The organism is Cupriavidus sp. 8B, assembly GCF_054589115.1.
Map to the genome: position 1 here is coordinate 62,687 of NZ_BAAILO010000181.1, position 6,874 is coordinate 69,560.

Here is a 6,874-nt window from a genome sequence, read left to right on the forward strand (position 1 = left end):
CTCCCGTCTCGCAGGTGCCTTTTGCCGTGACGGTGATCCGGGCTCGCGCCTCCGCTTCCATAAGGCCTGCAAGGCGAAATGTGAATGGTCTTTTTGGCGGGGCGTAGGAGCCTCGATTAGTATTTTCAGAGTTCGGCACATGCGCGGCCTGGTAAACGGCCTGCACTCCTATGTCCGACCAGTTTCTTGTAAAAGGCAGCCCGGCTGATGCCGATACTGGCGGCGGCGCGGGCTACATGGCCCGAACTGGCTGCCAGCGCTTGTAGTAGGTAGGTGGCTTCGAACTGGGCCATGGCATCGGCATAGTCTAGCTGCGGGGGCGCATGCATGGAGGCCTCGAGCGCTGTGGGGAGTGCCGGTATTGACGCCGGTCCTTGCACGCCTCGCACGCCAAGCAGGGGTGCCAGCATGTCGTCATCTACCTCGCCTGTGTCGTGCATCATCACCAACCGCTCGAGGATGTTGCGCAACTGGCGCACGTTACCGGGCCAATCATATTCGCCAAGCAGTTTCAGTGCGGCCTGCGTAAGCACAGGGGCGTCCCGCTCCGCTCGAGTGCAGATCTCTTCAAGCATTCCATAGGTCAGCGGCAGCAAGTCAGGCTGGCGCTCCCGAAGTGGCGGCAGGTATATCGGCAGAACATTGAGCCGGTAGTATAGGTCCGCGCGGAACTTGCCGGCTTCCACCAAGGCCGGCAGGTCGGCCGAGGTGGCGGCGATGATGCGCGCGTCTGAGCGGATGATGCGGTTCGAGCCGATGGGCTCGATCTCCTTCTCCTGCAAAGCCCTCAATAGTTTGCTTTGCAGCATGAGTGGCATGTCACCGATCTCGTCCAAGAACAGTGTGCCCCCGTCGGCGAGTTCGAATTTGCCCATACGGCCCTTGCGCTCGGCACCCGTGTAAGCGCCCGGCGCCGCGCCGAAGAACTCGACTTCCAGCAATGCCTCGGGAATGGCCGCCATGTTGAGGGTAACCAGCGGCCGCTCAGCGCGCGCCGAGGCCCCGTGAATGGCATGGGCCAGCAGTTCCTTGCCGGTGCCAGTCTCGCCCAGCAGCAACACCGGCGCATCGGCTTGTGCGGCACGGCGCGCCAGCCGTTTGACCTCCAGTGTGGCGGGGCAGTTGCCGACGAAGCTGGCGAAAGTGTACTTGGCCCGCCGCGTCTGTTCCAGCGTACGGCGCGTAGCCACCAACTCCTCCCGGACGCGGGTGTAATGCGTGAACAGTGGGGTGAGCGACTTGAGCTCGTCAAAGAGGGCAAAGCCAACCGCGCCGACGGTGTTGCCGTCGTTGTCCTTGATCGGCAGGCGCATCACGATCATCGGATCCTGCCGGGTTTCGAGGATATCGAGCAAGATCGGCTTGCCCGTTTCGACCACCTGGCGCATCAAGCTGTTGGGAATGACCCGCTCGCACTCCAGACCGATAGCCGCCTGTGGATCCTCGAAGCCGAATCGTGCGGCATATCGCTTGTTGATCCATACCACGCGCGCGTGCGCGTCGACAACAAGCGTCCCCTCGCTGAAATTCTCGAAGGTCCGGAATAGCGATTCCATCGCGCGCCGTGCAACGGCATCGTAATTGCCAAGCATGTTGCTGTCTTCGGCCTCGCGCAGTCTGTTCATCTTTGAGGTCTCCATATAGAGAATATTCTCCTATTGTAGACAGTGACTTGTCGATTTTTCTACACAGTGAGAATTTACATGTGGAGCAGTGGGGCGAAAGTGTCTAATGAAGCATGTATTGGCCTGGCACAATCGGTGCATTGATGCGGCACCCCCGCAGTGCGGTTCTACCCGCTCAGCGGAACGTGCGCGCGCGATTGGCCGACCCCGCCGTGACACGCGAAGCCCATAAAAAAACTCTCGCGGAGACTTCATGTCATTTGTTGTTGTCGTTGCAGCCCTTGTGTTTCTGATGCTCGTCGCCTACCGCGGCTACAGCGTCATCCTATTTGCTCCCATCGCCGCACTCGGCGCCGTAGTCTTTACTGATCCCTCCGCTGTCGCCCCAGCGTTCACTGGCATCTTCATGGAGAAGATGGTGGGCTTCGTGAAGCTGTATTTTCCGGTGTTCCTGCTTGGCGCGGTGTTTGGCAAGGTCATCGAGCTGTCCAGTTACTCACGCTCCATCGTCGCCGCCGCAATCCGCTATATCGGCAGCGCGCGCGCCAACGCCGTGATTGTTGCCGTGTGTGCCTTGCTGACCTATGGCGGGGTATCGCTCTTCGTGGTGGTGTTTGCCGTTTATCCTTTCGCGGCCGAACTCTATCGCCAGAGCAACATCCCCAAACGTCTGATGCCCGGTGCCATCGCGCTTGGCGCTTTCTCGTTCACAATGGATTCGCTACCTGGTACGCCGCAGATTCAGAATATTATTCCGACCACGTTCTTCAAGACCACCGCATGGGCCGCACCCGTGCTTGGAGTGGTGGGCGCGCTGTTCATCATCATCGTGGGCCTGGGCTACCTCGAATGGCGTCGGCGCGACGCATTCAAACGCGGTGAAGGCTATGGCATCTCGCTTCTGAATGAGCCGGAGCCGGTGCATACGCTGCATCTGCCGAATCCTTTGCTGGCAATTGCGCCGCTGGTGCTGGTAGGCGTGTCAAACTTTGCGCTGACCCGGATGATTCCCCAGTGGTACGGCGCGCAGAGCAGCGTCACGTTGCCGGGACTGGTCAAGGCAGTCACCATTCCGACTGCTACTGTGACCGCCATTTGGGCCGTGGAAGGGGCTCTGCTGCTGGGCATTGCGCTTGTGTTGCTGACGGCTTTCAGCGCTGTGCGCCAGCGCTTCGCCGAGGGCACGAAAACTGCCATCGGCGGCGCGCTATTGGCGGCGATGAATACTGCTTCGGAATATGGGTTCGGTGGCGTGATTGCCGCGCTGCCGGGTTTCCTGGTCGTGGGCGACGCCCTCAAGAGTATTCCCAATCCGCTGGTCAATGCCGCAGTTTCGGTGAGCTCACTGGCAGGTATTACTGGCTCGGCCTCGGGCGGTATGAGCATTGCGCTGGCGGCCATGGGCGATACATTCATCCATGGTGCCCAGGCGGTGGGTATTCCGCTTGACGTGTTGCATCGCGTAGTGTCTATGGCCAGCGGCGGCATGGACACGCTACCACACAATGGCGCAGTGATCACGTTGCTGGCTGTGACCGGCCTGACGCACCGTGAGTCATATCGCGACATCTTTGCGGTCACTCTGATCAAGACGCTGGCTGTCTTCTTTGTCATTCTTGTCTTCTACCTGACCGGGCTGATTTGACCACGTCATGCATGTGCGAAGGCTACCGCGCGTGCAGTGCCGATCCTTTTACTACAAGATTCCTATGACAACCCTGAACGGAAAGACTGCGCTCGTGACCGGCTCAACTAGCGGCATCGGCCTGGGCATCGCACAGGTGCTAGCCCAGGCAGGCGCCAATATCGCGCTCAATGGCTTTGGCGACACGAATGCTGCCCTCGCCGCCATCCAGGCAACCGGCGCGAAGGTAATCCATCATCCGGCCGACATGCGCAAACCGCAGGAAATCGCAGCCATGTTCGCCATGGTTCACGAGCACTTCGGCACAGTGGATGTCCTGGTGAACAACGCCGGCATCCAGCACGTGTCACCCATCGAGACGTTTGACCCACAGAAATGGGATGACATCATCGCCATCAACCTGAGCTCGGGCTTCCATACGACCCGGCATGCTTTGCACGGCATGCGCGCGCGCAACTGGGGCCGGATCATCAATATTGCCTCGGTGCACGGTTTGGTGGGGTCTGCTGGCAAGGCGGCCTACGTGGCAGCCAAGCATGGGTTGGTGGGGTTGACGAAGGTTACTGCCTTGGAAACGGCGAAAACAGGTGTGACCTGCAACGCCATCTGCCCGGGCTTCGTACTGACGCCGTTGGTGCAGAAGCAGATTGACGACTTGGCCGCAAGGGAAGGGCTGTCTCCGGACGATGCCCGGGCCCATCTGCTCGGTGAAAAGCAGCCGTCCGGCCGGTTCGTTACGCCCGAGGAGCTCGGAAACCTTGCACTGATGCTGTGCTCGCCGCTGGCGGCCGAGGTACGCGGCGCCACGTGGGCGGCCGACGGCGGGTGGACCGCTCAGTAAGCGTGCTCTTTCGCTACCAACCCCCGCAGACGGCTGCGCCAAAAGACCCATGATTCCGGCAATTTTGGTGCGGGGCACACGCAAGACATCCCAGGTACGGACCATTGCGCCATGCATCAACGCATTTTATAAACCAGCACTTTTGAATACTGCAAATCATGATCAGCCAGGAAAACCAGTTCTCTCACGTCAAACCAGGCGACACCGACTTCACCAGCGGTGGCTTGCGTGACTTCTTTGTCTACCGCGACCTTGGCATTGCAGAGGCAACCTGCGGCAAGGTCGTTGCCCATCTGGTACGTGCCAATAGCGCCCCCGAAGCCGGTACCGGCTGGCATGTCCATGGCGCCGACTTCCATATCGTCTTCATGCTGAAGGGCTGGGCAAAGTTCATGTACGAAGATAAGGAAACGCTGGTCGAGGCAGGGGACTGTGTGCATCAGCGACCTGGCATCCGCCATTTTCTGTTCGACTACTCGCCCGATATGGAGTACCTGGAAGTTGTGGGGCCGGCCGCATTTACCAGCGTGGGCGTGGAGGGCCCATGTGCCGTGCCGGCACCGGGAAGATGGTGACGCGCGCGTTATTCGTCGATTAGGGCGGCGGGCCCGCGGGCCTTAGGGACGGGTGTACATACTCTCGCCCATGTCAGGGATGCAGCAGCGGTCAGACAATAAACATCCGGCGGATGGCGCTGTCCCGCCCCATCAGAAAGCGCGCCCCACCAGAAAAGACTTACCGGACCCGCCGGCGAAAAGACGCACGAAAAGCCGAGTTCGCGTCGTCTGTTGGCGACGTTATTGCAGTCACCAGGGCACCGCAAGCCCCAACCCCACGGGCCATCGTCGTGCGGTCCAGCTTCACTCCCTGCCGGGCGTAAATCGCGGCTTGGCGGTACAGCGGTTGGTGATCAGCATATTTGCTGACCAGATCTTCCGGGTGGGAGGGGTTGCATCCGGGGCGGCTTCGGTTTCGGCCGCACCTTCTTCTGCCAGCAGATCTTCCAGTCGGGCCTCGAGCTGTTCGATCTGTCGGTCCAGCCTCTCGGACTTCTGGCCGAACTGCATCCGCCTTAGATCCTATGTATGAGGACGGGTCGGCAACTTCGCAGAGTGGTCCTAAAGTGAAGGTTCAAGTAACTTACTTTGGAGGACCACATCATGCAACCGACCCGCATCGATCATTTTATGCCGGCTAGCGAATTTTTGGCTGTAGCACTGGAGCTATCGGGCGGATCCTGGAAGATCGGCCTGCATGATGGCAAACGCGAGAAACCGGCAATCCACACGGTATCGGCTAGTTCAGCGCCATGTCGCTTGGAGCAGGCAGTGCAGGAGATCGAGAAGATCAAGTCAAGATGGGGCCTTGCGCCTGATGTGCGCACGGTCGTACTGTATGAAGCAGGACAGGACGGTTTCTGGATAGCGCGGGCCCTGTCGAAGCTCGGCTATGAGCCCCTGATCTGCGACCCGGCCAGCATCCCCGTGGAGCGGCACGCAAGGCGGGCCAAGACCGACCGGCTCGACGTGATCAGGCTGCTGATGTGCCTGCGTGCCTGGTTGCGCGGCGAATACGGCCGCATGCATGTGATACGGGTGCCAAGCATCGAAGCCGAAGCGCAACGCCATCTTGCACGCGACCGGGGCGAGCTACAAAAGGAAACGATGCAGCACCGCGACCGGATACGCAAATTGTTGCGCACGGTGGGCTGCTGGCAGGACGTCAAGGGCGACGTCACAACGCGTCTCGCGATGGGACAGTTTCGCTGCCACGACGGCGAGCCCTTGCCGCCAGAGCTGCACGCGCGACTAACCAGGGAGTGCCGGCGCCTGGCCCTGGCTGAGCTGCAATTTGCCGAGCTCGAAAAAGAATTGATCGATCAATTGCCGGAACCCATACAGAAACGCATCGCCGACCTCGAACGACTCAAGGCGGTCGGTCCGGTGGGGGCTACCCGACTGGTACTCGAGCTATTCTGGCGACACTTTGACAACCGGCGCCAAGTGGGGTCCTGTGTCGGTCTGGTGCCTCAGCCCTACGACAGCGGCCAGAGCCGGGTTGACCAGGGAATCAGTAAGCAGGGCAACCGGCGAGTGCGCTCGTTGCTGATCGAGATGGCGTGGTTCTGGCTGCGCTATCAGCCCGACAGTGCGATCGCGCGGTGGTTTACGCAGCGTACCTTGGGCAATGCGCAGAACAAGCGAGGCAAGCGTATTGCCATCGTCGCGGTGGCGCGGCGGCTCGTCATCGCATTGTGGCGCTACCTTGAGCACGGAGTCTTACCCGAAGGCGCGGTACTGAAGAGCGCAAGAAGCGGAGGGTAGAAACAGACGGTTCCAGAATCGGTGACAGGTGGATTAAATTGCTCATTCGTCGCTACGCAGCGCGGTTAAAAGCAGACAGGCCCGCACACTGATTTGGTTGCTCAGCAACCGACACTTTTAGATGGGGCTTGTCGCATCCGGGTCTTCTACGCGCTACGCGCATGCAGGACTATGCCGGAAACATCCGGCGGATAGAAGTTTGTGATGGTGATCAGACCTCACGCAGATGACCGGGAACTTGAAACTGACAGCAACACGACCCTCTGTCGCTCCGAGCAAAATTAAAAATTAATGGGACTATTTTAGCGAAAAACCTTGACTCAGTTCTCATCATAGAAGTCAGTATGACTCCCCTGGGGCAAAGAGGGCTGGCCCGCCGCGAGGAATCAAACGCGGGTTAGCATGACTGCCAGAGCCGCATGGTGTGGACAGTGCCACA

At 59.9% G+C, this 6,874-nt stretch carries 5 protein-coding genes and 1 pseudogene; 4 read left to right on the plus strand and 2 right to left on the minus strand.

All coding sequences use genetic code 11. The features are described 5' to 3' along the window. Positions 1 to 125: 125 nt before the first annotated feature. Positions 126 to 1,625, minus strand: coding sequence for a sigma-54 interaction domain-containing protein (locus tag ACYP5B_RS18230; RefSeq protein WP_459570621.1), 1,500 nt, complete (start codon positions 1,623 to 1,625; stop codon positions 126 to 128). A gap of 253 nt (positions 1,626 to 1,878) precedes the next feature. Between ACYP5B_RS18230 and ACYP5B_RS18235 the strand changes: the two genes are divergently transcribed. The 3 genes from ACYP5B_RS18235 (at position 1,879) to ACYP5B_RS18245 (ending at position 4,686) form a co-directional block, all read left to right on the plus strand. Further along, positions 1,879 to 3,270, plus strand: coding sequence for a GntP family permease (locus tag ACYP5B_RS18235; RefSeq protein WP_459570623.1), 1,392 nt, complete (start codon positions 1,879 to 1,881; stop codon positions 3,268 to 3,270). Positions 3,271 to 3,334: 64 nt separating this feature from the next. Then, on the plus strand, positions 3,335 to 4,111 hold the full coding sequence (locus tag ACYP5B_RS18240) for a 3-hydroxybutyrate dehydrogenase (RefSeq protein WP_459570624.1): 777 nt from the start codon (positions 3,335 to 3,337) through the stop codon (positions 4,109 to 4,111). A gap of 158 nt (positions 4,112 to 4,269) precedes the next feature. Beyond that, on the plus strand, positions 4,270 to 4,686 hold the full coding sequence (locus ACYP5B_RS18245; protein WP_459376852.1) for a cupin domain-containing protein: 417 nt from the start codon (positions 4,270 to 4,272) through the stop codon (positions 4,684 to 4,686). Positions 4,687 to 4,936: 250 nt separating this feature from the next. Here ACYP5B_RS18245 and ACYP5B_RS18250 read toward each other — a convergent pair. Next, positions 4,937 to 5,184: pseudogene (locus tag ACYP5B_RS18250) on the minus strand (IS66 family transposase); the annotation flags it as partial. Between the two features lie 87 nt (positions 5,185 to 5,271). Here ACYP5B_RS18250 and ACYP5B_RS18255 point away from each other — a divergent pair. Continuing rightward, complete coding sequence (locus tag ACYP5B_RS18255; protein WP_459570625.1) at positions 5,272 to 6,435, plus strand: IS110 family RNA-guided transposase; 1,164 nt, start codon at positions 5,272 to 5,274, stop codon at positions 6,433 to 6,435. The last annotated feature ends 439 nt before the right edge of the window (positions 6,436 to 6,874 follow it).

Coding starts and splice junctions, on each gene's coding strand:
- ACYP5B_RS18245 (WP_459376852.1), top strand. CDS start 4,270: ATGATCAGCCAGGAAAACCAGTTCTCTCACGTCAAACCAGGCGACACC.
- ACYP5B_RS18240 (WP_459570624.1), top strand. CDS start 3,335: ATGACAACCCTGAACGGAAAGACTGCGCTCGTGACCGGCTCAACTAGC.
- ACYP5B_RS18230 (WP_459570621.1), bottom strand. CDS start 1,625: ATGAACAGACTGCGCGAGGCCGAAGACAGCAACATGCTTGGCAATTAC.
- ACYP5B_RS18235 (WP_459570623.1), top strand. CDS start 1,879: ATGTCATTTGTTGTTGTCGTTGCAGCCCTTGTGTTTCTGATGCTCGTC.
- ACYP5B_RS18255 (WP_459570625.1), top strand. CDS start 5,272: ATGCAACCGACCCGCATCGATCATTTTATGCCGGCTAGCGAATTTTTG.